Source organism: Mesorhizobium sp. M7D.F.Ca.US.004.03.1.1 (assembly GCF_003998635.1).
Classification (GTDB): domain Bacteria; phylum Pseudomonadota; class Alphaproteobacteria; order Rhizobiales; family Rhizobiaceae; genus Mesorhizobium; species Mesorhizobium loti.
This window is the reverse complement of sequence record NZ_RZQG01001817.1, coordinates 1-433: the sequence shown is the minus strand read 5'-3', so window position 1 is coordinate 433 and position 433 is coordinate 1. Positions and strand designations below refer to the sequence as shown.

General features: G+C 58.7%; 1 pseudogene. It reads right to left on the bottom strand.

Going from position 1 to position 433, the window contains the following annotated elements:
• Positions 1-433, bottom strand: a pseudogene (locus tag EN935_RS40200) (cytochrome b/b6 domain-containing protein); the annotation flags it as partial.

The following is a 433-nucleotide window of genomic DNA, read 5'->3' as shown; positions in this document are numbered from 1 at the left end:
GAAATGAACCGATCGCATGGCCTGCCGGTTGAATAATCGGCCAAACCATCCTGCCGCATTGGAAATCGCGGGGCTCTGCATCAGCCCCGTGGCGATGGAGACAGGCGCAGCGATGAACACGGTGACGAAGTAGCTGAGTTGCTGGAGGCCGTTGTAGCGGGTCCAGCCTTCGTCGACCGGAAAGTTCAGCGAGGCATATTGGATTGCCGTCGAGAGCGCGGCCGGGAAAACTTCCCAAGTCATGGGCACCAGCCTGCGCCACTGATCGGTTGAAAAGAGGAGAATGTAGAAGGCGACTCCGTTGATCAGCCACAAGAGATTGATCGAGAAATGCCACCAGCGCGATAGGCCGAGCGTGTGCCGGAGCCCCGGAATACCAAGCCATGTCGGCAGCGTGACGGAATCATCCTTCGCGGTCCAGATACGGTCCTTC